This window comes from Streptomyces sp. KMM 9044 (assembly GCF_024701375.2).
Classification (GTDB): Bacteria; Actinomycetota; Actinomycetes; order Streptomycetales; family Streptomycetaceae; genus Streptomyces.
On record NZ_CP113910.1, the window covers coordinates 2,360,561 to 2,386,542 of the forward strand.

Genomic DNA, 25,982 nt, shown 5'->3' on the forward strand with positions numbered 1-25,982 from the left:
TCACCGACATCACGTACGTCGCTCGTCGGCACTCGCCGTCACTTGTCCACGGCGACCGGCACGTCCAGGATCGCCCGTGTTCCCCCGTGCGGGGCCGGGACCATGTCAAAGGTGCCGCCCAACTCGCCTTCGACCAGGGTCCGTACGATGTGCAACCCCAGGTTGCCGCCGGTGTGCGGGTCGAAGCCCTCGGGCAGGCCGACGCCGTCGTCCTGGACGGTGACCAGCAGGCGGGCCTCCTTGGTGGTGCCGCCGCGGACCGCAGTCACCTCGACCGTGCCCGTGTCACCCTCGCGGAAGCCGTGCTCCAGAGCGTTCTGCAGAACCTCCGTCAGCACCATGGACAACGGGGTGGCGACCTCCGCGTCGAGTATGCCGAAGCGGCCGGTGCGCCGTCCGGCGACCTTGCCCGGTGAGATTTCGGCGACCATCGCCAGGACACGGTCAGCGATCTCGTCGAACTCCACCCGCTCGTCCAGGTTCTGGGAGAGTGTCTCGTGCACGATCGCGATGGAACCGACCCGGCGCACCGCCTCCTCCAGCGCCGCGCGGCCGCGCTCGGAGCCGATCCGCCGGGCCTGGAGGCGCAGCAGTGCCGCCACCGTCTGGAGGTTGTTCTTCACCCGGTGGTGGATCTCCCTGATGGTCGCGTCCTTGGTGATCAGCTCCCTTTCACGGCGCCGGAGTTCGGTGACGTCCCGGAGCAGGACCAGCGAACCGATGCGGGTTCCCTTCGGCTTGAGCGGGATCGCCCGGAACTGGATCACCCCGCCGGGCGCCTCGATCTCGAACTCGCGCGGTGCCCAGCCGCTGGCGACCTTGGCCAGCGCCTCGTCCACCGGCCCGCGGGAGGGCGCCAGTTCGGCAGTGGTGCGGCCGAGGTGGTGGCCGACCAGGTCGGACGCCAGGCCCATCCGGTGGTAGGCGGACAGGGCGTTCGGGGAGGCGTACTGGACGAGCCCTTCGGCGTCGAGCCGGATCAGTCCGTCGCCCACCCGGGGCAACGCGTCCATGTCGAGCTGTTGGTTCGCGAACGGGAAGGAACCGGCCGCGATCATCTGCGCGAGGTCGGAGGCGCTCTGGAGGTAGGTGAGCTCCAGCCGGCTGGGGGTACGCACCGTGAGCAGGTTGGTGTTGCGCGCGATGACCCCGAGGACGCGGCCCTCCCGCCGTACGGGAATGGACTCGACGCGGACGGGGACCTCCTCGCGCCACTCCGGGTCGCCCTCGCGCACGATCCGCCCCTCGTCCAGGGCAACGTCCAGCATGGGACGCCGGCCGCGCGGGACGAGATGACCGACCATGTCGTCCTGGTACGAGGTCGGGCCGGTGTTGGGCCGCATCTGGGCGACGGAGACATAGCGGGTGCCGTCGCGGGTGGGGACCCACAGGACCAGGTCGGCGAAGGAGAGGTCGGAGAGCAGCTGCCACTCCGAGACCAGCAGATGAAGCCACTCGAGAGCGGAGTCGCCGAGATCGGTGTGCTGGTGTACGAGTTCGTTCATGGAGGGCACGTCAGCGAGCGTACCCGGGGCGTCGCCCCTCCCCCGGAAACACCCGCGGGCCGCGGCGCCGGGGAGGGACCCTCAGCCCTCCCGGCACCGCAGCCCGGAGCGACATCGGCCGCGGGGTGTGCGGTCCCGTTCGGCCGAGGGACGAGGATCCGGGGCAGTCAGGGCAGAGAGCTCCGGGTCCTCGATCCGCCTTCCTGTGCGGGGAAGGCAGGCTTGCGTGCGCTGCACTGTTAGGCATTGTGGACTAGACCACTACCCGTGTCCATGTGCCGGAGGCTGTTCGTTGTTGTCTTTTTTCCGTGCTCACGTGCTCACGTGCTCACGTGCTCACGCGACCCTCGGGACAACGATCGATCGGGACAACGGTCAAGCGGACAGCCAAGAGTCCATCAGGCACCCTATCCCGCGGGGGTGCGCCTCGGGAACGGAATTCCATGCTCATTTCGGTCGGCGGGCCGCGACCGTTCCGTCCCGGGGCGCCGGGAAGAGGCCAGGCGGCGGATGTCCACCCGACGTGCCGCTCCCCTCGCCCCTTCACCCCCTCGCCCCGACCGCCTGGGAGCGGGACCCCCGCTCTGTTAGATTGAGATTGGTCTAAACCACATGGCTGCCCGCGCCTCTCCGGGGCCGGTCCCAGTCGAGTCCCCTCCCAGATCGGCAGGCTCAGCGTGGAAGTTGTCATCGTTCCGGACGCCAAGACCGGCGGCGCACTCATCGCCGGGGCCATGGCGGATCTCCTGCGGCGCACCTCCGACGCCCTGCTCGGTGTGGCCACCGGCTCGACACCCCTGCCCGTCTACGAGGCGCTTGCGGCCCAGGTGCGCTCCGGCGCCGTGGACACCTCCCGGGCGAGGATCGCCCAGCTCGACGAGTACGTGGGCCTGCCCGCCGATCACCCCGAGTCCTACCGGTCGGTGCTCCGGCGCGAGGTCCTGGAGCCGCTCGGCATCGGCATGGACGCCTTCATGGGCCCCAACGGCACGGCCGAGGACGTACAGGCCGCGTGCGAGGCGTACGACAGGGCGCTGGCCGAGGCCGGCGGCGTCGACCTGCAACTGCTCGGCATCGGGACGGACGGGCACATCGGGTTCAACGAGCCGTGCTCCTCGCTCGCCTCACGCACCCGGATCAAGACGCTGACCGAGCAGACCCGGGTGGACAACGCGCGCTTCTTCGGCGACGACATCGGCCAGGTCCCGCACCACGTCATCACCCAGGGCATCGGCACCATCCTGGAGGCCCGCCACCTGGTCCTGCTCGCCACCGGCGAGGGCAAGGCGGACGCGGTCGCCGCGACCGTCGAGGGCCCGGTGGCCGCGGTGTGCCCGGCGTCCGCGCTGCAACTGCACCCGCACGTCACGGTCGTCGTCGACGAGGCCGCCGCGACCGAACTCAAGCTCGCGGACTACTTCCGGCACACCTACGCCAACAAGCCGGACTGGCAGGGGATCTGACCGAAGGCCCCCGGGCTCGCCCCTCGCCCCTCGCCGCGCGCCGCAGCTCCCGCGGCCGCCACGGCCCCGGGCGGCCTCGGTGGACTAGACCAGCCCCGGGCCCGGCGGTATACAGAGGGGATCACGGAGCGTACGGGGAACACCCCCGGCCGCGGCCGTGCCACGATGTGAGCCGGGGCCGATGGCGTGTCGGTCGTTCGGCACTCGGAGCCGGGAAGGCAGAGCATGAGCACCGACGTCAGCAATACGGAGAACGAGGGTGGGACTACGGTCCGTACGGCGCGCGTGCCCAAGTACTACCGGTTGAAGAAGCATCTGCTCGACATGACGGAAACGGCCTCTCCCGGTACGCCGGTCCCGCCCGAGCGCACCCTGGCGGCGGAGTTCGACACCTCGCGCACCACCGTGCGCCAGGCGCTGCAGGAGCTGGTGGTCGAGGGGCGTCTGGAGCGCATCCAGGGCAAGGGCACCTTCGTCGCCAAGCCCAAGGTCTCGCAGGCGCTGCAACTCACCTCGTACACCGAGGACATGCGCGCGCAGGGTCTGGAGCCCACCTCGCAGCTGCTGGACGTCGGCTACATCACCGCCGACGACGGGCTCGCCTCGCTGCTCGACATCGCCACCGGCGGGCGGGTGCTGCGCATCGAGCGGCTGCGCATGGCGAACGGCGAGCCGATGGCCATCGAGACCACCCACCTCAGCGCCAAGCGCTTCCCGGCCCTGCGCCGCAGCCTGGTCAAGTACACGTCTCTCTACACCGCCCTCGCCGAGGTGTACGACATCCATCTGGCGGAAGCCGAGGAGACCATCGAGACCTCCCTGGCCACCCCGCGCGAGGCCGGCCTGCTCGGCACCGACGTGGGGCTGCCGATGCTGATGCTCTCCCGGCACTCTCTGGACCGGGGCGGGCAGCCGGTGGAGTGGGTGCGCTCGGTGTACCGGGGGGACCGGTACAAGTTCGTCGCCCGGCTGAAGCGCCCGCAGGACTGAGCCGTTGAGTCGGCCTTCCGTGGAGTTTGAGTACGCAATACCCTCGAGGGGTTCCGCCCCGGTCCGGCGCTGATCTAGATTCTCTGCGCGTCACGCAGCGCAGGCGATCAGCGAAGGGACGGAGTCGTTCGATGTCGCAAGCCCCAGATTCCAGCAGAGGTCCGGCGGTGACGCCCGCGCGCGTCGTCATCGGCGTCTGTCTCGCAGCACCGTTCGTGGCCATGCTGTGGGTCGGTTCGTACGCGAGGATCGACCCCACCTTCATCGGCATCCCGTTCTTCTACTGGTACCAGATGCTGTGGGTGCTGGTCTCCACCGCGCTGACGGTGATCGCCTACAAGCTGTGGCAGCGTGACCAGCGTGCCCACGCGGCGGCGAAGGGCGGTACGCGGCGGTGAACGACGGCGTGAACGGCGTGGCACTCGCCGTCTTCATCTTCTTCTTCGTCCTCGTCACGGCGATGGGTTTCCTGGCCGCCCGCTGGCGCAAGGCCGCCAACGAGCACAGCCTCGACGAATGGGGCCTGGGCGGACGGTCGTTCGGCACCTGGGTCACCTGGTTCCTGCTGGGTGGCGACCTGTACACCGCGTACACCTTCGTGGCCGTACCGGCGGCGATCTACGCGGCGGGAGCGGCGGGCTTCTTCGCCGTGCCGTACACCATCCTCGTCTACCCGCTGATCTTCACCTTCCTGCCCCGGCTGTGGTCGGTGTCGCACAAGCACGGCTATGTGACGACCTCCGACTTCGTGCGCGGCCGGTTCGGCTCGAAGGGACTGTCGCTGGCGGTGGCGCTCACCGGCATCCTGGCGACGATGCCGTACATCGCCCTCCAACTGGTCGGTATCCAGGCCGTGCTGGACGTGATGGGCGTCGGCGGCGGCGAGGACACCAACTGGTTCGTCAAGGACCTGCCGCTGCTGATCGCCTTCGGTGTGCTGGCGGCGTACACGTACTCGTCGGGTCTGCGGGCCCCGGCGCTGATCGCGTTCGTGAAGGACACGCTGATCTATCTCGTGATCGCGGTGGCGATCATCTACATCCCGATCAAGCTGGGCGGCTTCGACGACATCTTCGCCAGGGCGAGCGAGGCGTACAGCGAGACCAACCCGGCCACCGGCGCGGCGCGCGGTTCGCTGGTGCCGGCCGAGGCGGGGCAGTGGACGTACGCCACGCTGGCGCTGGGCTCGGCGCTCGCGCTGTTCATGTACCCGCACTCGATCACCGCGACGCTGTCCTCGCGCAGCCGTGAGGTGATCCGCCGCAACACCACGATCCTGCCGTTGTACTCGCTGATGCTGGGCCTGCTGGCGCTGCTCGGCTTCATGGCGATCGCGGCCGGGGTCGAGGTCAGCAACGGGCAGCTGGCGATCCCCCAGTTGTTCGAGAACATGTTCCCGGCCTGGTTCGCCGGCGTGGCCTTCGCGGCCATCGGCATCGGGGCGCTGGTGCCGGCGGCGATCATGTCGATCGCCGCCGCGAACCTGTTCACCCGTAACATCTACAAGGACTTCATCAAACCGGACGCGACACCGGCGCAGGAGACCAAAGTCTCCAAGGTGGTCTCGCTCCTTGTGAAGGTGGGGGCGCTGGCCTTCGTCCTCACCATGGACAAGACGGTCGCCATCAACTTCCAGCTCCTCGGCGGCATCTGGATCCTGCAGACCTTCCCGGCGCTGGTGGGCGGTCTGTTCACCCGTTGGTTCCACCGCTGGGCGCTGCTCGCGGGCTGGGCGGTCGGCATGCTCTACGGCACGGTCGCGGCGTACGGGGTGGCCTCGCCGACGCAGAAGCACTTCGGCGGTTCGTCGCGGGAGATCCCGGGCATCGGCGAGATCGGCTACATCGGCCTCACCGCTTTCGTGATCAACGCTCTGGTCACGATCGCCCTGACCTTCGTCCTGCGGGCGGTCAAGGCTCCCGAGGGCATCGACGAGACCCGACCGCGGGACTACACGGCGGACTCGGGCGACCCGGGGGTCAGCACCGAGCTGCCGCTGGACGCGGCCGAGGCAGCCGACGTGGCCGCCGACGGAAAGCGCTGACACGGGCTGGCACCGCACACGGGGACGACAACGGGCAACGGCCGCCGGAGAAACCCGGCGGCTCTCCGCCCGGATCGCGGAGCGGATCGTGCTCGCCGTGTACGAGACCTCCGCCGACCTGACCGAACGCGACGGTGTCCTGCCGGCCTGGGAACACACACGGACCGCCCGGGGCGTGCTGCACCCCGACCACTACGACACCGCACTCGCCTGGCCCGAGCGGCGGTCGGCGCTGCGCGAGCGCATCGCGTCCGTCGGGCCTGCGCAACGCGCTGCTGCTGGCGATCGCGCCGACCGCCACCATCGCGTCCATCGCGTCCATCGCCGGCGTGTACGAGTGCGTCGAGCCGCAGGTGTCCAACCTGTTCAAGCGCGAGACGCTGTCCGGCGAGTTCCTCCAGGTCAACTCGTACCTGGTGAACGATCCGAAGCGGCCGGGCACGTGGGACGCGCGGACCCGCGAGGCGCTGCGCGAGGCCGGCGGCTCGGTGCGGGGGGCACCTGGATCCCCGAGGAGGTGCGCGAGCTGTACCGGACCGCGTGGGAGATTCCGCAGCGCGGTCTGATCGACGTGGCCGCCGACCGCACCCCGTTCCTGGACCAGTCGCAGTCGCAGTCGCTGAACCTGTTCCTGGAGACGCCGACCATCGGCAGGCTCTCCTCGATGTACGCCTACGCCTGGAAGCGGGGCCTGAAGGCCACCTACTACCTGCGCTCGCGCCCGGCGACCCGCATCGCCCGCGCGGCCCAGGCGCAGAGCACCGCCGCCACCGCCCCCGTTTCTCCCCTGCCCCCGTCCCCGCCCGGCAGCCGGCCGCCGACCCCGAGGCCGTCTCCTGCTCCCTTGAGACCCCCGAGTCCTGCGAGGCCTGCCAGTAATGACCAGCACCACGGGACCACCCGGACCCAGAACCTCCTCGACCCGGGCTTCGAGCTCACCCTGCGGCCCATGCGCTACCCCGACTTCTACGAGCGCTACCGGGACGCGATCAAGAACACCTGGACCGTGGAGGAGGTCGACCTCCACTCGGACGTCGCCGACCTCGCGGAACTGAGCCCCGCGGAACAGCATCTGATCGGCCGTCCGGTGGCGTTCTTCGCCACCGGCGACTCGATCGTGGCCAACAACCTCGTGCTCACCCTCTACCAGCACATCGACTCCCCGGAGGCGCGGCTGTATCTGTCGCGGCAGCTCTTCGAGGAGGCGGCGCACGTCCAGTTCTATCTGACGCTGCTGGACACCTGTCTGCCCGGCCTCCAGGACCGGACGGCCGCGTTCGCGGCGGTGGAGAACATTCCGTCCATCCGGGAGAAGGCCGAGTTCTGCTTCCGGTGGATGGGCTCGGTGGAGAAGCTGGACCGGCTGGAGACGCGGGCCGACCGCCGCCGCTTCCTGCTCAACCTGATCTGCTTCGCCGCGTGCATCGAAGGTCTGTTCTTCTGCGGGGCGTTCGCCTACGTGTACTGGTTCCGCCGCCGGGGCACGAGACGCGGGACTTCCCGCCCGAGCTGCTGGACGCGCTGCGCCGGGGCGTGGACCGGGGGGCCAGGGTGCTCAGCGTCTGCTCCGGCGTGTTCGTGCTGGCCGTCGCCGGTCTTCTCGACGGCCGGCGCGCCGCCGCACACTGGCGGCACGCGGACGCGCTGACCAGTAAGTACCCCCATCTGACCGTGGAACCGGACGTGCTCTACGTCGACGAGGACCCCGTGATCACCTCCGCGGGCACCGCCGCCGGGATCGACGCCTGTCTGCATCTCGTGCGCAAGGAGCAGGGCCCGGGGTCGCCAACCGGATCGCCCGGCGCATGGTGGTGCCCCCGCACCGGGACGGGGGCCAGGCCCAGTACATAGAACGCCCGCTGCCGCTGCCCGGCGGCGACACCGTGACCGAGGTGCTGGTGTGGACGGAGCGGCACCTCGACGAGGAGGTCACCGTCGAGCGGCTCGCGGCCCGCGCCCTCATGTCCCCGCGCGCCTTCGCCCGCCGCTTCCAGCAGGAGACCGGCACCACGCCGTACCGCTGGATCCTGCGCCGGCGTGCGCTGCTCGCCCAGCGTCTCCTGGAGGGGACCGACGAGACGGTGGACGCGGTCGCGGGTCGTACGGGCTTCGGCAACGCGGCCGCGCTGCGCCACCACTTCGTACGCGCCGTGGGAACGACCCCGAACGCCTACCGGCGGACGTTCCGTGGCCCCGAGGCCGCGTGAACGCCCGCCGGAGGTGACAGTCCCGCCGGCTGTGACGGTTCAGCGCGTGACCGGCCTGAGCATCAGCCGGTTCGGGCGCAGGGTGATGCCCACACGGGTGGTGTCGTCCGAGCCGGGGACGTGCTCGAAGCGGAACTTCGTCGCCAGCGCGGCCGCGATCAGGCTGAGCTGGGCCATCGAGAAGTGATCGCTCGGGCACTTGCGGTTGCCCACGCCGAACGGGCTCATGGCGTATTTCGGAACGTCCTTCGCACGCTCCGGAAGCCAGCGGTCCGGGTCGAACTCCAGGTTGCGCTCGTACGACTTCGGATCGCGCTGGATCGCGAACGGACTGTAGATGATGTCCGCCCCGGCCGGAATGCGATAGCCACCGAGCTCCGTGTCCCTGACCGCCCGGCGGGTCAATATCCAGACAGCGGGACGCAGACGCATGGACTCGACGACGACATTGTTGGTGTGCGTGAGCTTCTGTATGTCCTCGAATGCGACCGGGCGGCCCCCGGTAACGGCGAGAACCTCGTCGCGCATCCTGTCGCCGTGTTCCGGGTGCGCGGCAAGTGCCTGCAGCAACCACATGATCGTGGAGCCGATCGTTTCACCGCCGGGGGTGAGTATCGCGAGCACCTGGTCGTGGATCTCCTGCTCCCCGATCGGGTCGCCATTGTCGTCCTTCGCCTCCAGCAATGCCGTCAGCAAATCGTCCGGCCTTTGATCGGATACACGGCGCTCGGCGACGATCTCGTCGACCACGCGATGCAAATCGGCCAGAGCCCGGTTGAATTCGCGGTTGGCCGGAAGCGGCAGTTTGTACAGCGGGCCGAGCGGCAACACCATCCGCCGGTACATGCCGCGGAAGACGGTGGAGAGCGCGACGCACAGCCGGTCCGCCCGCTCGTCCATGTAACCGCCGTGCAGGAGACAGCGGGCGGCGATGCGCACGGCGACCCGGAACGCCTCGGTGGTGCAGTCGACCGGCTCCCCCGGCACCCAGCGCCCGGTCAGCGCGTGGGCCTCCTCTTCGATGACCGGGCCGTAGGCGGGGATCGCGTCGAGCCGGAAGGCGGGCTGGATGGTGCGCCGCTGGCGCCGGTGCAGCGGGCCGTTGGCCGTGGCCACGCCCTCCTTTCCGAGCAGGTCCTCCATCGACTCCCACAGGGGGCCGGAGATGATGTAGTCGGTGCTGAGGGCCAGCGCCCCGGTGAGAGCGGGCGTGGTGACGGCGTACACGGTCTTGGGGCCGAGCCTGAGCCGCACGATGTCGCCGTGGTCGCGCAACTGGGAGATGAAGGCCAGCGGATCGCGGACCAGTCTGAGGCCGTGGCCGAGGCCGGGGATGCCTCCGCCGGCCACCGGCGCCACGTGCAGCCCGGTCGTGTCGGTCCTCCCCCGGGTTGCCTCGTCGGCCGCTTCGGATGCTCCGGATGCTCCGGATGCGTCTGGTGCGTCGGGCGTCACCGACTCGAGGGTCATTTCTCACCTGCCGTTTCGTTGTTGACGTACGGGGGCGTGGACCGGTCGTCCCAGCTGTCGACCCTGTACCGGCCGGATTCGTGGTGGAACCAGTAGACGGAACTGAACCAGTTCCGCATGTTTCCGAGGCAGGCACGCACGGCCGCACCCCGTTCCTTTCCTCCTACCGTGCCGTCCTCGAGACCGTCGGCGAATCGTAAGACCTCCTGTTCGACGTCGATGAATTCGTTGATGCATTCCTCGATCCGGCGCCTCACATCGGCGGTCGCCTCTTCGAGAGTCAGCCGTTCGTGGGTGATGAGACTGATTCCGAGGTTGTGCACCTCATTGCCCGCCAGTTCCTTCGGGAGTGAGCAGAGGTCGTTGTACCAGGCGGCGAATTCCTGACTCAGTAGAGCCGCCTTCCGATAGGACGGGTCATTCCGCACGAAGACCGGCAGTTCACAGCCCGCACTCAGCTCCAGTAGATCGGTCCAGATCCAGTGGGCGAAGGTGAGCCGGCGCAGTTCCAGGTATTCCTCGACGGTCGGGACGATCCCCTCCGTACGATTGAAAAATTCCCGGTCGTACGCCTCGATCACCGCGTGGAAGTGCCGGGCGAACCGGGCGTTCCACGTGTCCGGGAGGAACGAGTACAGCCGCCGCACACCGTCCGCGAGCCCGGCCACCAGTGCGTCTTCGTGACGCAGGTGGTCCGTGGGACGGTCGAGAGCCGTGTGCAGGTGGTCCTTCAGCCGCCGCCAGGCGCCGGGACGGCCGTGCACGATGTCGCGGTCGTGCCGGTCGTCCCAGACGAAGAACCACGCGCTGTAGTCCGCTATCGCCTGGAGGACCTCGTCGGCGGCGCCGGTGTAGTAGCCCGCCATGAGGTCCGTGTAGCACAGTCCGTCGGCATATTCCTCCACCTTCTCGGCCGGCATGAGCCGCTTTTCGAGCAGCCACACACGGGTTTCCTTTTGGAGCTTCGGCCAATACGGATGGAGTTGCCGGGGAAACGCCGCCTCGATCACCGGGAGGAACAGCGCCGGTGGAACTGCGATGGCGGTCGGTTTCGATGTGGTGCCGCGTGACAAAGCATGCACGAACAATCCCCTCTCAGCCGCCACTTGGTGTGCGCCCCGTTCCCCCGTCCCGGGCGCGCGCCGTTGCGTATCCCTGCCACTCCATTCAGCACCACAACTGACCGTTTTGGGAACGCATTTGCCTTCTTCACCACCCGAGGGTGCCGAGAATCTTCCCTTGGGTGTCTGATTTCGGGCCGCCGGGCCGCCGAGGGGTCGAACACGTGCCGGAAAGACGCACGGCGCCTGGTCCGGTAGGGATGCCGGACCAGGCGCCGTGCGCGAGGGAGTTGTGCGGACCAGCGGACGAGAGGGGCGAGGAGGCCCGGACGTGACGGGCGCGACGGGAGATCAGTCGTTGGCGACCACGGGATAGCGCGGCTCGTTCTCGGCCATCTGCCGCAGCACGTCCTTGCGTTCCCGCTTGGAGAGCCGGTCGATGTACAGGTAGCCGTAGAGATGATCCGTCTCGTGTTGCAAACACCGTGCGAAGTAGCCGGTGCCCCGCACCTTGACCGGGTTGCCCAGCTCGTCCTGGCCGGACACCTCGGCGCAGTCGGGCCGGGCCAGCGGGGAGTACGCCGTGGGGACGGACAGACAGCCCTCGTTGGAGTCGTCCAGCCGGCGCCTCCCGGCGGGCAGTTCGACCAGCTCGGGATTGCAGACCACGCCGACGTGGCGTGCGCCGTCGTCGTCCGGACAGTCGTAGACGAAGACCTTCAGGTCGACACCGATCTGGTTGGCGGCCAGGCCCACGCCCTCGGCGGTGCGCTGGCTGGCGAACATGTCCGCGACCAGCTGCTGGAGTTCCGGACCGAAGTCGGTGACGTCCCGGCACTCCTTGTGCAGCACCGGATTGCCGACCACGGTGATCGGCCGCGGGGTGCCGCGCTCGACCCAGGCGGCCTCGCGCTCCGCGCAGCCCTCCGTGTCGATGACGTACCCCTCCTCGTCGACGGGGAGCACTCCCGCGTGCTGCTGATCGGTGTCCTGCTGAACCATGACCGACGTACGCCTTCCTGGAAAACATGGGGTGTGATACTGATACAGGGTACGGCGAACGGACGTCCCGCCGACCGGCCCTCGCCCGCGGCCGGCACGGCAACCGGCCCTGTGGTACGCCCCGTGAACGGGCCCCGGGAACGCCCTAGCAGACCTCTTCGAGGTCCCGCCAGCCCCGCGAGTCCGGGCTGTCCGCGACCCATCCGTCCAGCAGCCCGCGGACCAGCGAGGCCGGCGCGGCCAGCCCACACTCGCGCTCGGGCACCCACAACTGCCCGTCGGTGCGGTGGCCGAGCGGCCCGGGGTGTCCGGGCTCGCTGTGGTCGTGCGGGTCGAGATGCTCGCCCTCCCCCTCGTCGGACGGCATCCGGGACTCCGAGCACAACCGGCACAGCAGCCGCACCGAGGACGACCAGTCCTCGGCGGCGAACCCGGCGTCCGCGGCCAACCGCTCCAGGGCGTCCCGGTCGACCTCGCTCGCGGCCTCCAGCAGGACCACCCACGTGGGCACCGGAGAGGGCGCCCACAACTCGATCTCGTCGAACACCGGGTAGGTGTGCCCGGCGGCCGTGCTCCGCTCGCCGTGCGGCACCCCGTCGTGCAGGACGACCTCGCCCCAGCGGCGGCCGGAGGACGGCAGTGGAATGGACAGCACCTCAATCCGGGCGGGATCGAGCCGTCGCCCCCAGACGACCTCGGCCTCCCCCTCCGGGGACAGCCGCACGGCCGCGCTGCCCAGGTCCATACCGAGCGGCTCGCCGGAGTCGGTGGGGCCCCCTGGCACCTTCAGCCCGTAGGCCTGCCAGGCGCGGCGGGCCAGCGGCCAGTCCTGCAGGGCGGTGGCGGCGATGCCGACGTTCCACCAGTCCGGCGCGCCGGTGTCCCGGTCGAGCAGCGCCACGGCCCTGAGGCCCGCTGCCCGCGCCTGCTCCCAGTCGTGCCGGAACTTGTGCAGCAGCGCGAGGTTGAACCAGGACTCCGACAGCCAGGGTTCCAGATCGGCGGCCCGGGTGAGCAGCGCACCCGCGTCCTCGTAACGGCCGTCGCCGATGAGTGTGAACGCGCGGTCCGTGGCCTGCCGCCAGGAGGCGGAGGGCCTGTTCCGTCCCTTGCCGAAGATCCTCACGATTCCCGCCTGCCAGTTCCGTGCGGTGGGCGGCCTAGCCCCCGGACACCGTCTCCTTCGCATCCAACCACGTACGGGCGGAAGGGCGCCCATTACCCATGGGTTACCCCGGACCGGCCCGGGTCAGACCGTCCGGTTCGCGGCTCTCGCCGCGGTCGGGCGCCTGTCCTCACGCCGGTTCTCGCGCCCTTTCCTCCCTCGCCCCCCACTTCGGTCCTCATCCTCATCCTCACATCCCGGCCTCCGCGGTCCTTGGGCGGCCTCCCACTGCCTCACGACCGTCCGCCTCCGTCGTCGTACCCGTCTGCGTAGTCCCTCTCCCTGGCCCTGGACAGCACCCGGGCCAGGGATTCGACGACCTGGGGCGCGTACTCACCGGCGGTACCGAGGCGCAGTTCCTCCAGTGCCGTCAGCGGTCCGCCGGGGCCTCCTGCCCGGGACTTCTCGTCGTACGCGTTCACCACCCGGACGATCCGCGCGGCCAGCGGCTGCTCCCCGTGCGGTTCGGCCTGCCGCTCCACGATCCCGGCCACCCTCGGGTCCACCCCGGTCTGCCGGACCACGGCGCCGCCGAGCAGGGCGATCCGCCGCTGTTGCGCTGCCGACAGGGCGGCGGTGGCGCCCTGCCGGCACCGGGTCGACAAGGCTGAGCTGGCCGATGTCGTGCATCAGGGCCGCGTACTCCAACACCACCAGATCCGGCTCGGCCAGTCCCAGGTCCCGGCCCACCGACCGGCTGAGGTCGGCGACCCTGCGGGCGTGCCCGGCCGGGGTGCAGCCGGCGATCTCTGTGGCCCGCGCGAGGGAGGTGATGGTCTGGCGGTAGGTGGCCCGGACAGCCGCGTACCGTCGGTAGGGCAGCTGTGCGAGCAGCAAGGGCACGGAGAGCAGGGGCAGCGCCCACAGCCCCACGGCCGCGACGCCGAGCGCCATCCCCGCGCCCGTCGCGACGGCGGCGGCCCCGATGCCGGACAGCGCCCTCAGTTCGTCACGCAGTACCGGCGGGAAGGGCCAGCCGGTGCGGGAGCGGGCCAGCGCGGCGGCGAGCACGGTGTCGCACAGGGCGGACAACGACAGGGGGACGAGCAGCAGCAGCGCGTAGGCGGGGCCACCCCCGTCGTCGAACGTCCCCCTGCCGTACAAGGGCTGGATACACACGGCGACGAACCCGACGGTGAGGCTCCGGCGGGCCAGCCGGTCGCGGGTGGGTCCGTGCCCGCGGCCGATGTGCGGCACGCTGCCGAGCAGGGAGGCGGCGAGGACCACGGCGCCGGCCTGGGCCACGCCGTGGTGGCTGGGTCCCCCGCCGGCCTCGCCGAGCAGCGCGTACGCCAGTGACCCGGCGGCGGCGAGCGGCGCGGCCTGACGGACCCGCGGTCCGTCGCGGGGCTGCGTTCCGGCGCCCGGCAGCGCTCCTTCACCGGGCTGCCGTCCGTTTCGATGACCCGCCGCTCCTCGGGGGTCAGCGGCCCGTCCTTGGTGAGCAGCCGGGTGGGCACACCGAGCTTGCCCACGTCGTGCAGGATGCCGGCGAAGCGCAGCACCTCGGTCCGCTCGTCGTCCATGCCGAGTTCGCGCGCGATCATCGTGGAGGCCTGACCGACCCGCTCGCTGTGTCCGCGTGTGTACCCGTCCTTGATGTCGACGGCCTGCACGAGCGCGCGGATCGTGGCCTGGTGGGCGGCCCGCTCCCGGTGGTACTGGGCGAACGCCCACCACGAGACGTATATCGGCGGCAGCACGAGCAGCGCGGCCACGGGTCCGTGGGGGCTGCGCCACAGCAGGGCTGTCATCAGTCCGGCGAGCCCGTGCACGGTGACCGGTGCGAGCGACCGCAGGAACAGCCGCCACCAGGTCGTCTGCCGGGCCCTCCGTCGCGTCGTCCGCCGGGCCGTCCGGCCCCCGGGCCGAAGCGGCAGGCCGCCCGCAAACACCAGGATGCCGCGGTCCAGCAGCGTCAGCACCAGGCAGAACACCAGCACCGAGGCGCCGACCGCGCTCAGCGCCTCAGGAACGTCGCCGTCCGCGATCGTCTCCCGGCCGCCGGCCGCACGGTGTACCCGGCTCGCGGCCCACACGGCGAGGGCCAGCTGCCCGGCCCGCCAGATCCGCCGCGCGAGGAACGGCCGCTGCTCCACGGGGGTGAGCAGCGCGCCGGGCAGCGCGACCAGCGCTGCGGCGGACGGCGGCAGCAGAAAAGCCGCGGCGAGCAGTACGGGGTGGAAGGTGCCGCCGGAGTGCGGAGCACCGAGCTGCCGGGACCGGGCGAGGCGTTCGCAGCAGGCGTACAGCACGGCGAGTGACGCGACGGCCCGCCAGGAGACGTCCGGACCGTACCCGGCCCGCATCGACAACGGCACCGCCGGCAGCAGACAGAGCAGGCCCGCCACGGCGACACCGGCCAGGTACACACGACCCCGCGCCGGTAACACCTCCGTCAGGCCCTCCCCCCGACCGTGCCGGCCACGCTCGGCCTGCCGTCTGTCAGGGTCTGGAGCCTAGAGGGACGAGCGGCGCCTCCGCGGGTCCCCGACCCGCGGATTAGCGCGTACGGGTGAGGGCGCTCCTCTTTCGCGGGTGCTCACCGGGGCGACTGTTCGGCGGCGTTCGAACAGTGGGCCGCGGGGGGGGGAGGGGTTCCCGAAGGGCTCAGGACTCCTGCGGCGCCGGAGCGGCCTGGGGCCGCTGTGCGGCCGCCTCGGAGACGGTGACGTCCTGGTCGGGAACGTCCTGGCCCGAGCGGATCACGTCGATCCGGCCCATGACCTTGGCACGCAGGTCACCCGGCACGTCGTCCTGCCCGCAGCACCGCTTGACCAGCTTCTTCACCGCCTGCTCGAGCCCGTACTTCTCGAGGCAGGGCGAGCATTCCTCGAAGTGATGTTCGAATTTTGCGCAGTCGGAGTCCGGCATCTCACGGTCGAGGAACTCGTAGAGATGATCGAGGATCTCGCTGCAATCCGTCTCGTGCGGCTCTCCGCAGCTCATGACCTCGAGCCTTTCGCTTCGTTCGACTCTCCGGCGCCCGCCGGGACCAGCCCACGCTCGCGCGCGTAGTCCTCGAGCATGCCGCGCAGCTGACGGCGGCCGCGGTGCAGCCGGGACATCACGGTACCGATGGGTGTGCCCATGATGTCGGCGATCTCCTTGTAGGCAAAGCCCTCGACATCTGCGAGATACACGGCAATGCGGAACTCCTCGGGGATCGCCTGGAGCGCTTCCTTGACGTCCGAGTCGGGAAGATGGTCCAGCGCCTGTGCCTCCGCGGAACGCAGACCGGTCGACATGTGCGACGCGGCCCGCGCGATCTGCCAGTCCTCGATCTCCTCGGCCCCGCTGCGCTGCGGTTCCCGCTGCTTCTTGCGGTACGAGTTGATGAAGGTGTTGGTGAGAATCCGGTACAGCCACGCCTTGAGGTTGGTGCCCTCGCGGAACTGGTGGAAGGACGCGTACGCCTTGGCATACGTCTCCTGAACCAGGTCCTCGGCGTCCGCCGGGTTGCGCGTCATGCGCAGGGCGGCCGAGTACATCTGGTCGAGGAACTCGAGCGCGTCCCGCTCGAAGCGCGCGCTGCGCTCGGCGTTCGACTCCACTCGCTTGTCGCCCTGGCCCTCGGGCTGTTCCGCCCGGCCGTGTTCGGTCCCTGCGTCGGTACCGGGAACCGGACCCACCTCCTCCAGAGTTGTCGTGGGACCGGAAACGGTCCCACTCGAATCGGAGGATAGACGACGATCCGGTCCGTCCGCCGCCCGAAGGGCGACGGTCCTTGCCGCGTGCAGCACCGTCCAGTCCAGCTCGGTGCGGCCCTTGCGGCTCGGGCAGAAGGTCGAACCCATGCGGCGGACTTCCTCTCCTACGACTACGACGGCTGCGCCGGCTGCGACGGCGGACCGGCGGACACGTCGGGGTCAACAGCGGAGGCCGTCCGGACATTCCCGAAGCTTTACCCGGGCGGGAGGCGCCCCCTGCTCCACGAGGGAGCCGACCCACCGCACGACAGCGTCCGTGACGACTGTCAGGGCCTCCTCCTGCGTGATGTCCGCCCGCCTGGGAACGGCGAGACCGTGATCGCCGTGCGCCACCTCGACCAGTTCGTACGTCCCCCCGGGGAACTCCCCGGGCCTGCCGAAGGGGTCGTTGCCGCCCTGCACGACGAGGGTGGGCACCCCGGCCCCGAGCAGCTCGTCGGCGCGGGACTTCTCGGGCCTGCCCGGCGGGTGCAGGGGAAAACCGAGAGCGAGTACCGCGTGGGCGCCCAGTTCACCGGCGGTCCGGCAGGCGACGCGGGCTCCGGCGCTGCGCCCGCCCGAGATCACCGGCAGGCCCGGCTTCGTCAGCGCGGGCCAGAGGCCGCGCCAGCCGGTGTCCAGGGTCTTCGGCGCGGGGGCCACCTTCTTGCCGGCCACCCGCCAGGGCTGCTCCACCAGCGCCACGGTCGTGCCGTGCGCGGGCAGCACGGCGGCCAGGGCCCGCAGGTCCCGGGCTTCGATGCCGCCGCCGGCGCCGTGGCTCAGCGCGAGGACGAAGCGCGCGGTGTGCCGGGCGGGGTGCCAGGTGATGCGGGCAGGACCGGCGTCGGTCTCGACGGTCTCGGCCGACGGCGGCTCCGCCGGGCCGGCCGCGGCAGGAGCGTTCTTCGTGTTCCTCACAGGCGTCACGTCAGAAGAGTGTGCTCTCTTCCGGTGCCTCCAGCTCCCTCAGCAGCTCCGGGCCGTTGTTGCGCACGTTGCTGACCGCGGTGGAGACCGGGAAGGCACGCATCAGGCCGGAGGGCGGCGGCGCGAGGAGCCCGCGCAGCTCCTCGGTGTCCGTGCGGGCGGGGTCGAGCCAGGCGTCCCAGCGGTCCGGTGTGAGCATCAGCGGCATCCGCGGGTGGATGTCGGCCAGCGCCCTCAGGCCGTCCGCCGGCGCCACCGCGAGCGGCGTGGTCTCCGCCTCGGTGGTGATGACGGTGCACGTCGCCCACCAGGCCCGCGGATGGTCGTCCGGCAGGGTCCGGTCCCGCCAGAACTCGTACAGACCCGCCATCGCGAACACCGAGCCGTCGGCCGGGGTCACGAAGTACGGCTGCTTGCGCGGGCGCTTGCGTTTGCCCTCGACCTCCAGGTCCCGCTCCTGCGTGCCGGTGACCCACTCGTAGTAGCCGTCGGCGGGCAGGATGCATCGCCGGGCGGCGAAGGCGCGGCGGTAGGACGGCTTCTCGTGGACGGTCTCCGCACGGGCGTTGATCATCCGGGCCCCGCCCTCGGGCGTCTTGGCCCAGGACGGCACGAGGCCCCACTTCAGCTTCCGCAGCTGCCGAACCGGCCGCGGGTCGTCCGCGTCCTTCACTGCGCGGTCGAGCACGGCGAAGACCTCTTTGGTGGGTGCCACGTTGTAGTCGGGCTCCAGGGCCTCTTCCGGCTCCCACCTGTCGATCTCAAAGACTCCTGCGAGATCCTCGGGCCTGCGACTTGCTGCATACCGTCCGCACATCTCAATCCGACCCTCCGACCTGCGAAAACGCTAAATTGTGCCACGTCAGTCAGCACCAAGTCAGCACGGTGCTGGGTCAGCGCCACATCCATCACCTTGACAGCCCGGCCCGTGGAGTCGGGAGTGAGGTGCCCGTACGTGTCCGCCGTCTCCTTGATGCTCTTGTGCCCGAGCCACCTGGACACGTCCAAGAGTGGCAGACCGTTGCTGAGCGCGGTCGTGGCGAACCAGTGCCGCAGGTCGTGAGGCGACCAGTCGTAACCCAGGGTCTTCACGACCTTACGGAACGCTGACGAGTAGTTCGAGGTCGTGACCAGGGTTCCGGTGATGGTCTGGAACAGGGCACCGTCCGGACCGGTGCCAGAGCGGGCCACGTGCTCGCCCACGGCCTCGGACAGGTTCGTCGCCAACGGAATGTCCCGCCAGTCTCCCTTCCTGCGATGCTTCAGCGGGCCCAGTACGGCCCCCTTGACGCCCTTGACACGGGTTACCTGGCGGCGGAGCCGTACGCGGTCGTCGAGGACGTCTCCGACCCGGAGACCGAGCATCTCGCCCATCCGGAGCCCAAGGCCCGCCATGAGCCAGACGGACAGCGCCCACTCGCGGCGGAACTCGTCAGCGATGTCCTGCACCTGCTGACCGGACGGAAGGAGCGTCTCATCCACGGCCCGGCTCGGCAGCGCGGGCAGCTTGGCACCGCGGAAGGGGTGCCGGCCGACATCCCCGTTGTTCACAGCAGCCGTGAAGACCGCCTTCAGGGGGGCGTGTACGCCTGAACGGAGTGCGCGGAGAGCCCTCCAGCCGTCATGTGGGCGCCCAACCGCTCGATGTCATCGGGGCGTATCGAGGTCAGCAGTCGTTCACCCATGAAGGGGAAGACGTGCAGTCGGAAGGCCCGCTCGTACGTGTTCTCCGTGTTGGGTGCGAGATGCTGACGTTCGAACCACGCCTCCGCGTACATCCGAAGCGGTACGGCGCCCCGCTTGGGATCGAGGTACGTGCCTTCCCGCTTGGCGTTCTCCATCTCCACGCCGTGGTCGTCGGCCTCGCGCTTGGTCGGGAACGTCCTCTCGCGCTGCCGCCCGGACCGGCCTCCCGGCTCACGGTATCTGACCGTCCAGGGGTGGCCGCATCTGGTCTTCTCACACGGATATTTCTTATTCTTGTCATCGGTCTTGCACTTCTGGAAGACGGTGGCCAAGTGGCCTCCTTTCACTCTTGGGTGCCATGCGACAGGCTCACCCGTAGTTGCGGTCCAGGTAGCTCACGACATCGCGCTATCGGAAGCGCAGAAGGCGACCGACTTTCTGAGGCTTTAGCCCCCATGCGCGATACTTGTTCTTGACAGTGATCTCGCTGACTTTGAGCCAGGCGGCCACTTCCTCCGGGGTCAGCAACCGGTTGCTGCCTCCGGCGGTCAAAGCGCCACCAGCCAGTTTGCCTCGGCGGCATCCGGGACAGGAACGAAGTCGGCGAGCAATACAGAGGGCGCCGCCAATCGAAGGGGAAAATGGGCAGAGGATATCGCGGATCGGCACATCGCGTGGAATCTCTCGGGAAGGGGCACACAAAGCGACAGAGCGGGAGCAGCAACACCTGAGAGTCCACGCCAAGACGTGGATTTCGCTATCTTTCAGCGAACGGCGCTGCTGATTCCAGGGAAGCCGTAGACAGGGCCGCTTATTACCTCCTTGTGTATTGCGGCACTACCGACTGTATCCACAACGGCTCCACCGCCAAGCACAGCCGCTGCGAACTCCCCCAATGGTCGTTACGATCGCCGGTTTGGCTAACCGGCGATCGTCGGCTATGTTGCGCGCCGCACCCCGCACCCGACGGCTGCGTGGTCGTCGAGGCCGTCTGCCCGGTGTGGCTGCTAGCGGGGCGTCGCTCGTAGGTCAGTCGAGAGGCACCGTCACGCGACACTCGGGAGCCACGGGGCCGCGCACCACTTGGCGCGGAGTCGCCGGGACACGGGTCTTCGAATTTAGTCGGGGAGGGCCGCCCGTGACCTGTACCGCCGGTTGCCGAGAGTGACCGTCGTGGGTGCGTGAGGGGTGAACGCAGACCGCCCGCGCTGCTTGTGGATCATGACTGGTGTCTAGACAGCCGATCTTCAAACAGACACGGGCGGCATGGGCCACGATACCGGCGCGACGGCGCTGTTCGATCTGGAGGGGGTCGCGGTGGCCGAGGTCGTCCGCGACGAGGACGGGATACGTACGGTGCGTCTGGTGACCACGGACCCGGCGGCGCGGGCCTGCCCGGCGTGCGGGACCTTCGCCACCCGGGTCAAGGAACGGGCCGTGACGCGGCCTCGTGACCTCGCCCATGGCGGTGGCGCGGTACGGATCCGCTGGCACAAACGGCGCTGGCAGTGTCGTGAAGATGCCTGTGAGCGGGGCTCGTTCACCGAACAGATTCCCCAGATACCCGCACGGATGCGGCTCACCGAGCGGCTGCGGACCGCGTGCGGGCAGGCCGTGGCCGACGGCGGACGCACCGTGGTGCAGACCGGCCGCGACCTGGGGCCGTCCTGGCCGGTCGTCATGCGCGCCACCCGCACCTACGCCGAGCGCCACCTGCCCGCCGCACTGCCGACGACCGAGGCGATCGGGATCGACGAGGCGGGGCAAGCCGGTATGGAAGCAGAACCCGGACACGGAGAAGTGGGAGCTGGTCGCGGATGCCTGGCACATGGGGCTTGACCCCGGATCGTGGACACCGTTTGCTATGCAGCGGTGGCCAGCGTAATCGATCGTTGTTCGTAGGTGATCGGGCTGATCTGGCCGAGTGCGGAGTGTCTTCTTTTCGTGTTGTAGCGAGTGACCCACCGGAACACCGCGAGGCGGGCCTCGCGCGCCCCTGACCAGCGTTTCCTTCTCTGCAAGGTCTCCCGTTTCAGGCTTGCGTTGAAGGATTCGGCGGCGGCGTTGTCCGCCGAGGTTCCGACCGCCCCACGTGATCTGGTCACGCCGAGTTCGCGGCACACGTTCGCGAACTCCTTCGACGCATACTGGGCGCCGTTGTCGCTGTGGAATATCGCCCCGTCAAGAGTTCCGCCGCGGGTACGGGCCGCAGCCCGGAGCGCATCGGTGACCAGCTCGGTGCGCATGTGGTCGGCGATCGACCAGCCAGCCAGCCGTTTCGAGCAAAGGTCCAACACCGTTGCCAAATACAGGAATTGGCCGTCGCCGATGGGCAGGTAAGTGATGTCGCCGACGTACCTGGTGTTCGGCTCGCTCGCGGTGAAGTCACGCCGCAGTAGATCGGGCACCGGCGTCGCGGACGGCTCGGGGACGGTAGTGCGGACCTTCTTACGCAGATGCACGCCCTGCAGGCCGATCCGGGCCATCACACGCGCGACCCGCTTGTGGTTCACCTCGATCCCGGCGTCCCACAACTCGGCCGTGATCCGCGGGACGCCGTAGGTACCGTCGGACTCCTTGTGGATCTCCCGGATCCGCCGGGCCAGGCGGGCGTCGGACCGCGCCCGCTCGATGCGGGCCGGGGCGCCCTTCAGCCACCGGTAGAACCCGGACCGGGAGACCTCCAGGACCCGGCACAGCCGCTTGACGCCGAACGCGCCGCGATGATCATCAACGAACTGGAAACGGCTCACCAGTTGGTCTCGCCGGCGAAATACTTCGCGGCCCTCCGCAGGATCTCCCGCTCGGTCTCCAGCTCCCTGATCCGAGCCCTGAGCTGCTTGTTCTCCTCTTTCAGCACATCGTCGGAGGGCACATCAACGGCCTGTACCGCCCGCGGCGAGCGACTCGCGGCCGCCGCACGGCCCTGCCGGGTGCACTCGACCCGCACCCAATTCCGCAGCGTCTCCCGGCTGACGCCCAGGTCCTTACTCACGCCCTCGAACGTATTCTTCGGGTCCGACAGGTACAGCGCGACAGCATCCGCCTTGAACTCCGCCGAGTACACCTTCATCACCATCAGTGACATCTCTTCCTCTGGACCCTCAAGGTCCAGTGTCCAAGGTGTCTACGATCCGGGGTGAAGCCCCGGCCGGTGGTGCACCGCGCACGACTACACCGACCCCGGCAAACCCAAGATCGCCTGGAATGACGAGGCCGCCCGCGCCGCGCTGGTCGACGCGCTGGTGTCCGACGCACTCAACCTGCTCGGCCGGCTGCCCGACCGCGAGCTGGGCGAGCAGGCCGCGAACGCGGTGGGCCTGCTCGCCCTGGTCGCCGGCCAGGACGTGGAGCCGGCCGAGGACTCCGACGGCCGCGACGGACGCTGGCGCATCGCCCGGCGCACCGTGCCCGACCGGACGGTGTCCACCGTCGATGCCGATGCCCGGCACATCCACAAGAACCGCACCCGCCACCAGGAGGGCTACCGCGGGCACGTGTCCTTCGAGCCGGAGGCCGGACTGTTCACCGCCGTGGCGCTGACCGGCGGCTACGGTCCGGACAACCACGAGGCCGCCGTCGCGCTGGACCTGCTGGCCGACGAAGACCACAGCGAAGGCGAGACGCTGACCGTGCTCGGCGACTCCGCCTACGGCACCGGCAGCCTGCGCGAACAGCTGACCGCCCAGGGCCACGTCCTGGTGATCAAACCGCCGCCGCTGCGGCAGGCCGTCCCCGGCGGCTTCACCATCGACGACTTCCACGTCGACACCGGCGCCGCCACCGTGACCTGCCCGGCGGGACAGACCGCGAATCTGGGCCGCCCCAAGGCCGACGGCGCCCGCACCGCCCAGTTCAAACGGCTGTGCACCGGCTGCCCGCTGCGGGAACGCTGCACGACCTCGAAGACCGGACGGGTCGTCAATGTCCACCCCCAGCACGGGCTGCTGACCGCCGCCCGGCACCAGGCCACCACCGACACCGCCTGGCAGGACGAATACCGCCGCTGGCGGCCCCCGGTCGAACGCGCCATCGCCTGGCTCGTCGCCCACGGCCACCGCCGCGTCCGCTACCGAGGCGTGATCGCCAACAACATCGCGCTCCACCACCGCGCCGCCGCCCTCAACCTCCGCCGACTGATCAACCTGGGACTCACCCGAACCAGCGGCACCTGGCACCTCGCCCCAACCACCCCATGACGAAGAAGGGCCGCCCGGCCTGCGGCCGAACAGCCCCTCCACAAGATTTTCAGTGGCCTTCTAGGCAACGCCACGCCCGAACTGGGAATGTGCAAGGAGATCAGCACCAGCCCAGCACGGGACGGGTTCCCTGGGGTGATCACAGGTGTCTACAGGTCAGCACGCAGTCAGCACGGGTAAGGCAAGAGCCCCGGATCGCTCCGGGGCTGCAACGCTGTGACCTGCATGTTTGCCGTCAGGAACGATCGCTGCTACGTCAGCGTCTCAGATACCGTCCGCACATACGTGCAACACTGCCAGACTCCGCGCCACCACGAGGAGCCCCCGCCCCACATGGACAGCACCGCATCCGCCTCGCTCACCTCCCTCTGGGACGAGGTCACCGGCACCCAGCCCGACCCTGACCTGTGGGTGGTGATCGCCACACTGGCCGCCGCGCTCGTCGTGGTCACGCCGCACGGGCTGTGGCGGCTCTCGCGCAATGCCATCACCATCGCGCACGAGGGGGGCCACGGGCTCGTGGCACTGCTCACCGGCCGCACCCTCACGGGGATACGCCTCCATTCGGACACCAGCGGCCTGACCGTCAGCCGCGGCAAACCGACCGGCATCGGCATGATCCTCACCGCCGCGGCCGGCTACACCGCTCCCCCGCTGCTGGGCCTCGGCGGTGCGGCGCTGCTGGGCGCCGGGCGCATCACGCTGCTGCTGTGGCTGGCCACGGTGCTGCTCGTGGCGATGCTGGTCATGATCCGCAATGCCTACGGGGCGCTGACGGTGCTACTCACCGGCGGCACGTTCGTCCTCGTGTCCTGGCTGGCAGGCCCGCAGGTCCAGGCGGCCTTCGCGTACGCCGTGGTGTGGTTCCTGCTGCTCGGCGGGGTGCGCCCGGCGTTCGAGCTCCAGGCCAAGCGGGCGCGCGGGGGCGCGGGCGACTCGGACGCGGACCAGTTGTCCCGGCTGACACACGTACCGGCGGGGCTGTGGTTCTTCCTGTTCCACGCGGTGTCGCTGTGTTCGCTGCTCGGCGGTGGACGGTGGCTGCTGGGGCTGTGACGCCGCAGGAGTGGCCCGGGGGCGGTGGTTGCCGACGGGTCAACAGGGGCGCCCGCCGCGCGGGACCCACGCGTACTCCGCCCAGGGGCACCCGGTGGAGCGGCCCGGCCTGGGGTACAACGGCCCGGGGCCGACCGTTCGGGGTGTCCCGGGCACGCCCGGTGGCCGGAACCGCCACTAAAGTGGTGCGCATGACCGCTGATCCCGCGCACACCGACCTCTGGCCCGCCCCGCACGCGAGCGGAGCCGTCGACGCGACGGTCCACGTGCCGGGGTCGAAGTCGGTCACCAACCGTGCTCTCGTACTCGCCGCCCTCGCCTCCGAGCCCGGCTGGCTGCGCCGCCCGCTCCGCTCACGCGACACGCTGCTGATGGCCGGCGCGCTGCGGGCCATGGGGATCGAGATCGAGGAGGGCGTGGGCCCCGACGGCACCGGTGAGGCCTGGCGGGTGCTGCCCACGGGCCTGCGCGGCCCGGCCACCGTCGATGTCGGCAACGCCGGCACGGTGATGCGGTTCCTTCCCCCGGTGGCCGCCCTGGCCGACGGTCCCGTCCGGTTCGACGGCGACCCGCGGTCGTACGAGCGCCCACTGAACGGCGTCGTCGACGCACTGCGTCACCTGGGTGCCCGGATCGACGACGACGGCCGGGGCGCGCTGCCGCTGACCGTGCACGGCGGCGGCGCCCTGGAGGGCGGCCCCGTGTCGGTGGACGCGTCCTCGTCGTCGCAGTTCGTCAGCGCGCTGCTGCTGTCGGCGCCGCGTTTCAACCAGGGCGTCGAGGTCCGGCACACCGGCGCGACGCTTCCCTCCCTGCCGCACATCCGGATGACCGTCGACATGCTCCGCGCGGTGGGCGCCCAGGTGGACAGTCCGGAGTCGGGCGGCGAGCCCAACGTCTGGCGGGTGACCCCGGGTGCCCTGCTCGGACGGGATCTCGCCGTCGAACCCGACCTGTCCAACGCCCAGCCGTTCCTGGCGGCGGCGCTGGTGACCGGCGGCCGGGTGCTCGTCCCGGACTGGCCGGCCCGTACCACCCAGCCCGGTGACCGGCTGCGGGAGATCTTCACCGAGATGGGCGGTTCCTGCGAGCTGACCGAGCAGGGGCTGGAGTTCACCGGTTCCGGATCGGTCCACGGCATCGACGTGGACCTCGGCGAGGTCGGTGAGCTGGCGCCGGGCATCGCGGCCGTCGCGGCGCTGGCGGACTCACCTTCCACGCTGCGCGGTGTGGCCCACCTCCGGCTGCACGAGACGGACCGCCTGGCCGCGCTCACCAAGGAGATCGACGAGCTCGGCGGCGACGTCACCGAGACCGCCGACGGTCTGCACATCCGCCCGCGCCGGCTGCACGGCGGTGTCTTCCACACGTACGAGGACCACCGCATGGCCACCGCCGGTGCGATCATCGGCCTCCGGGTGGGGGGCGTACGGATCGAGAACGTGGCGACCACGGCGAAGACCCTCCCGGACTTCCCCGCACTGTGGGCCGGGATGCTCGGGGCTTAGGACCGCA

Annotated in this window: 23 protein-coding genes and 4 pseudogenes; 12 read left to right on the forward strand and 15 right to left on the reverse strand. The window is 70.0% G+C overall.

Annotated features, from left to right (window positions below; translation table 11 throughout):
- Nucleotides 1–38: 38 nt before the first annotated feature.
- Entirely contained in the window at nucleotides 39–1,505 is a 1,467-nt protein-coding gene (locus tag HUV60_RS10415; protein WP_257850102.1) for a sensor histidine kinase, read from the reverse strand.
- A gap of 677 nt (nucleotides 1,506–2,182) precedes the next feature.
- On the opposite strand from HUV60_RS10415, the gene nagB reads away from it, so the two are divergent.
- The 7 genes and pseudogenes from nagB to HUV60_RS10450 form a co-directional block, all read left to right on the forward strand.
- Nucleotides 2,183–2,968 (forward strand): glucosamine-6-phosphate deaminase, encoded by a 786-nt coding sequence (nagB, locus tag HUV60_RS10420; protein WP_257847698.1) that lies wholly within the window; start codon nucleotides 2,183–2,185, stop codon nucleotides 2,966–2,968.
- A gap of 225 nt (nucleotides 2,969–3,193) precedes the next feature.
- Nucleotides 3,194–3,958: a GntR family transcriptional regulator gene (locus HUV60_RS10425; RefSeq protein ID WP_257847697.1), complete on the forward strand. Its 765-nt coding sequence runs from the start codon at nucleotides 3,194–3,196 to the stop codon at nucleotides 3,956–3,958.
- Nucleotides 3,959–4,089: 131 nt separating this feature from the next.
- Nucleotides 4,090–4,356, forward strand: coding sequence for a DUF3311 domain-containing protein (locus HUV60_RS10430; protein WP_257847696.1), 267 nt, complete (start codon nucleotides 4,090–4,092; stop codon nucleotides 4,354–4,356).
- Entirely contained in the window at nucleotides 4,353–6,002 is a 1,650-nt protein-coding gene (mctP, locus tag HUV60_RS10435; RefSeq protein WP_257847695.1) for a monocarboxylate uptake permease MctP, read from the forward strand. The genes HUV60_RS10430 and mctP overlap by 4 nt, the downstream gene beginning before the upstream one ends.
- Nucleotides 6,003–6,051: 49 nt before the next feature.
- Nucleotides 6,052–6,881, forward strand: a pseudogene (locus HUV60_RS10440) (ribonucleoside-diphosphate reductase subunit alpha); the annotation flags it as partial.
- 70 nt (nucleotides 6,882–6,951) lie between these two features.
- Nucleotides 6,952–7,518 (forward strand): annotated as a pseudogene (locus tag HUV60_RS10445) (ribonucleotide-diphosphate reductase subunit beta); the annotation flags it as partial.
- Nucleotides 7,488–8,209: pseudogene (locus HUV60_RS10450) on the forward strand (helix-turn-helix domain-containing protein); the annotation flags it as partial. The pseudogenes HUV60_RS10445 and HUV60_RS10450, both read left to right, overlap by 31 nt.
- A 39-nt stretch (nucleotides 8,210–8,248) precedes the next feature.
- Here HUV60_RS10450 and HUV60_RS10455 read toward each other — a convergent pair.
- The 12 genes and pseudogenes from HUV60_RS10455 to HUV60_RS33885 form a co-directional block, all read right to left on the reverse strand.
- Complete coding sequence (locus HUV60_RS10455) at nucleotides 8,249–9,679, reverse strand: bifunctional albaflavenone monooxygenase/terpene synthase (RefSeq protein WP_257847694.1); 1,431 nt, start codon at nucleotides 9,677–9,679, stop codon at nucleotides 8,249–8,251.
- Nucleotides 9,676–10,761, reverse strand: a complete 1,086-nt coding sequence (cyc1, locus tag HUV60_RS10460) for an epi-isozizaene synthase (RefSeq protein WP_257847693.1) — start codon at nucleotides 10,759–10,761, stop codon at nucleotides 9,676–9,678. Before cyc1 ends, HUV60_RS10455 begins: the two co-directional genes overlap by 4 nt.
- Nucleotides 10,762–11,091: 330 nt before the next feature.
- A complete protein-coding gene (gene def, locus HUV60_RS10465) occupies nucleotides 11,092–11,742 on the reverse strand; it encodes a peptide deformylase (protein ID WP_257847692.1) in 651 nt (216 codons plus the stop codon).
- 145 nt (nucleotides 11,743–11,887) lie between these two features.
- Nucleotides 11,888–12,868, reverse strand: coding sequence for a tetratricopeptide repeat protein (locus HUV60_RS10470; protein WP_257847691.1), 981 nt, complete (start codon nucleotides 12,866–12,868; stop codon nucleotides 11,888–11,890).
- 272 nt (nucleotides 12,869–13,140) lie between these two features.
- Nucleotides 13,141–13,512, reverse strand: a complete 372-nt coding sequence (locus HUV60_RS10475) for a hypothetical protein (protein ID WP_257850309.1) — start codon at nucleotides 13,510–13,512, stop codon at nucleotides 13,141–13,143.
- A 58-nt stretch (nucleotides 13,513–13,570) separates the two neighbouring features.
- Nucleotides 13,571–13,801, reverse strand: a pseudogene (locus tag HUV60_RS10480) (metal-dependent phosphohydrolase); the annotation flags it as partial.
- Between the two features lie 47 nt (nucleotides 13,802–13,848).
- On the reverse strand, nucleotides 13,849–15,309 hold the full coding sequence (locus tag HUV60_RS10485; RefSeq protein ID WP_257850101.1) for an HD-GYP domain-containing protein: 1,461 nt from the start codon (nucleotides 15,307–15,309) through the stop codon (nucleotides 13,849–13,851).
- Between the two features lie 208 nt (nucleotides 15,310–15,517).
- Entirely contained in the window at nucleotides 15,518–15,856 is a 339-nt protein-coding gene (gene rsrA, locus HUV60_RS10490; protein WP_257847690.1) for a mycothiol system anti-sigma-R factor, read from the reverse strand.
- The gene (locus tag HUV60_RS10495; RefSeq protein WP_257850100.1) at nucleotides 15,853–16,539 is read right to left on the reverse strand and encodes a sigma-70 family RNA polymerase sigma factor; all 687 of its coding nucleotides are present in this window, start codon (nucleotides 16,537–16,539) and stop codon (nucleotides 15,853–15,855) included. The genes rsrA and HUV60_RS10495 overlap by 4 nt, the downstream gene beginning before the upstream one ends.
- Nucleotides 16,540–16,776: 237 nt before the next feature.
- The gene (locus HUV60_RS10500) at nucleotides 16,777–17,517 is read right to left on the reverse strand and encodes an alpha/beta hydrolase family protein (RefSeq protein WP_257850099.1); all 741 of its coding nucleotides are present in this window, start codon (nucleotides 17,515–17,517) and stop codon (nucleotides 16,777–16,779) included.
- Nucleotides 17,518–17,527: 10 nt separating this feature from the next.
- Nucleotides 17,528–18,286, reverse strand: coding sequence for an SOS response-associated peptidase (locus HUV60_RS10505; protein ID WP_443047509.1), 759 nt, complete (start codon nucleotides 18,284–18,286; stop codon nucleotides 17,528–17,530).
- On the reverse strand, nucleotides 18,196–18,900 hold the full coding sequence (locus HUV60_RS33885; RefSeq protein WP_443047511.1) for a tyrosine-type recombinase/integrase: 705 nt from the start codon (nucleotides 18,898–18,900) through the stop codon (nucleotides 18,196–18,198). Before HUV60_RS33885 ends, HUV60_RS10505 begins: the two co-directional genes overlap by 91 nt.
- Here HUV60_RS33885 and HUV60_RS10510 point away from each other — a divergent pair.
- The gene (locus HUV60_RS10510) at nucleotides 18,784–19,119 is read left to right on the forward strand and encodes a hypothetical protein (RefSeq protein ID WP_257847688.1); all 336 of its coding nucleotides are present in this window, start codon (nucleotides 18,784–18,786) and stop codon (nucleotides 19,117–19,119) included. The two genes, HUV60_RS33885 and HUV60_RS10510, sit on opposite strands and share 117 nt — an antisense overlap.
- Here the strand turns inward: HUV60_RS10510 and HUV60_RS10515 are convergent.
- Nucleotides 19,098–19,544 carry an N-terminal phage integrase SAM-like domain-containing protein gene (locus HUV60_RS10515; protein WP_257847687.1) on the reverse strand — a complete coding sequence of 149 codons (447 nt, stop codon included), beginning with the start codon at nucleotides 19,542–19,544 and terminating at the stop codon, nucleotides 19,098–19,100. The genes HUV60_RS10510 and HUV60_RS10515 overlap by 22 nt on opposite strands.
- Nucleotides 19,545–20,478: 934 nt before the next feature.
- Here HUV60_RS10515 and HUV60_RS10520 point away from each other — a divergent pair.
- Nucleotides 20,479–21,051 (forward strand): transposase family protein, encoded by a 573-nt coding sequence (locus tag HUV60_RS10520; protein WP_257847686.1) that lies wholly within the window; start codon nucleotides 20,479–20,481, stop codon nucleotides 21,049–21,051.
- A gap of 23 nt (nucleotides 21,052–21,074) precedes the next feature.
- Here HUV60_RS10520 and HUV60_RS10525 read toward each other — a convergent pair.
- A protein-coding gene (locus tag HUV60_RS10525) for an IS3 family transposase (RefSeq protein ID WP_257850098.1) occupies nucleotides 21,075–22,291 on the reverse strand; the annotation gives its coding sequence in 2 pieces (ribosomal slippage) (nucleotides 21,075–21,976 and nucleotides 21,976–22,291; 1,218 coding nt in all).
- Nucleotides 22,292–22,457: 166 nt separating this feature from the next.
- Here HUV60_RS10525 and HUV60_RS10530 point away from each other — a divergent pair.
- From HUV60_RS10530 to aroA, 3 genes are all read left to right on the forward strand, one after another.
- Nucleotides 22,458–23,411 carry a transposase gene (locus HUV60_RS10530; protein WP_443047259.1) on the forward strand — a complete coding sequence of 318 codons (954 nt, stop codon included), beginning with the start codon at nucleotides 22,458–22,460 and terminating at the stop codon, nucleotides 23,409–23,411.
- Between the two features lie 333 nt (nucleotides 23,412–23,744).
- Nucleotides 23,745–24,467 carry a M50 family metallopeptidase gene (locus HUV60_RS10535; protein ID WP_257847685.1) on the forward strand — a complete coding sequence of 241 codons (723 nt, stop codon included), beginning with the start codon at nucleotides 23,745–23,747 and terminating at the stop codon, nucleotides 24,465–24,467.
- 191 nt (nucleotides 24,468–24,658) lie between these two features.
- On the forward strand, nucleotides 24,659–25,975 hold the full coding sequence (aroA, locus tag HUV60_RS10540; RefSeq protein WP_257847684.1) for a 3-phosphoshikimate 1-carboxyvinyltransferase: 1,317 nt from the start codon (nucleotides 24,659–24,661) through the stop codon (nucleotides 25,973–25,975).
- The last annotated feature ends 7 nt before the right edge of the window (nucleotides 25,976–25,982 follow it).